This window comes from Candidatus Magnetaquicoccus inordinatus (genome assembly GCF_004217665.1).
Taxonomy (GTDB): Bacteria; Pseudomonadota; Magnetococcia; order Magnetococcales; family Magnetaquicoccaceae; genus Magnetaquicoccus; species Magnetaquicoccus inordinatus.
The window spans coordinates 1-1,400 of record NZ_RXIU01000445.1 but is presented as its reverse complement, the minus strand read 5'-3'; the positions used below and the strand labels follow the sequence as shown (position 1 = coordinate 1,400).

The following is a 1,400-nucleotide window of genomic DNA, read 5'->3' as shown; positions in this document are numbered from 1 at the left end:
GGAAGCCCTGCATGCCAGCGGATTGATCGGCCTGTTGCTGTTTATCCTGCTCTGTATTGCCCCCATTCTGTTTGTTCCAGGCAGATGGCTCGCTGTGGCCAGCGCCTGGAGTATCGCCCAGAGCACCCTGCTGGGGTTATGGTTTCCTTTGCCGCTCTCCCTGCCGTTGCAGGCGGTGGCTTTGGCCAGTGTGACCGGCAACGCGCAGGGCCTACCATGCCAACGGGGCTGCCGTATGCTGCAGAGCGTTGTCTATCTGGTATTGTCTGCTCTTTTGATGCTATTGGCAGCAATCTCTCTCTACCACGGTCAAACATGGCAGCGTTGGCAACTTGCTGTGGAAGCAGGCAATCCCTCTGCAGTGTCATCCGCCTGTGCTCCCGGTATCAGAGGTGATGATTTGGCGTTGGCCCGATTGCTGCGAGGTCGCTTGGCGGCCTATGAAAAAATGAGCGATGCGGAGCAACAACAGCAGCATCAACCCGCTTTGCAAGAGCTGGCGCGTTGTCTCGTCGAGCGTATTCCACACACCCACACCCCATTGCTCATTTTTACAGGTTTGACGCTCATGGCGGAACGCCATGTGACCCAGCAGCTCCATTGGGCTGCTTTACCGATGCTCGATCTGCCCACTTGGCAACACTGGATCAACCTCTCCCTGCAAAAAGCCCCCATGCGCAGTGATCAGGCTATTCCCTGGTTGAGCCACTTGGCGGTGAGCGGCCAATGGGAAACGCTGCGCCAGCAGCTTACTGTGCTCTTGCAGCGTCAACCAGAGGATGCGGTTGGCCACTATTTTTTGGGCATTTTGCAACTGACCCGGGGTGAAAAAGAGGCCGGTATTGGTTCACTGCGTCGAGCAATCGCAGGGGGTGTGGAGCGATTTTTACCGATAGATGAGGCCATCCGCAACCTTGTGGCCGATGCACCTGCAACCGGGTCACCATGACTTTTTTATCATTGGGGATATTTTTTTGTCACCTCCGTCACCAGCCATCTCCGCCATTGTCGTCAGTTATCATACCGGTTTGATTCTGCAGCACTCCTTGCAGGCTATCCTGCAGGCATCCGGCTTGTTGGAACTGCTTGTTGTTGACAATGGCAATCCTCCTTCCACGCAACGGTGGCTCGATCATTGGGCCTGCAGTGACCAGCGTATCCGGTTGTTGCGTCCTGGTCGCAATATAGGGTTTGCCGGAGGGGTCAATCAGGCTGCTGCCATTGCCCAGGGCGATTGTTTGGCTTTGATTAATCCTGATTTGTTGGTGGAAAAAGAGACGCTGGCGCAACTTGCCGCTGCTTTGCAGCAAAAAACCCATGTTTGGATTGTCGGGGCGCGTCTGCTTAACTGGGATGGTACAGAACAACGCGGTGGTCGGCGAGCCTTTCTGACTCCATGG

2 protein-coding genes are annotated in these 1,400 nt (G+C 55.6%); both read left to right on the top strand.

Annotation, left to right across the window (positions count from 1 at the left end; translation table 11 throughout):
* Nucleotides 1–949 (top strand): tetratricopeptide repeat protein (locus EJP87_RS18150; RefSeq protein WP_193771479.1); only part of this gene is annotated, 949 nt, incomplete at its 5' end.
* Between the two features lie 25 nt (nt 950–974).
* The coding region (locus EJP87_RS16400) for a glycosyltransferase family 2 protein (RefSeq protein WP_193771478.1) at nt 975–1,400 on the top strand (426 nt) is incomplete at its 3' end.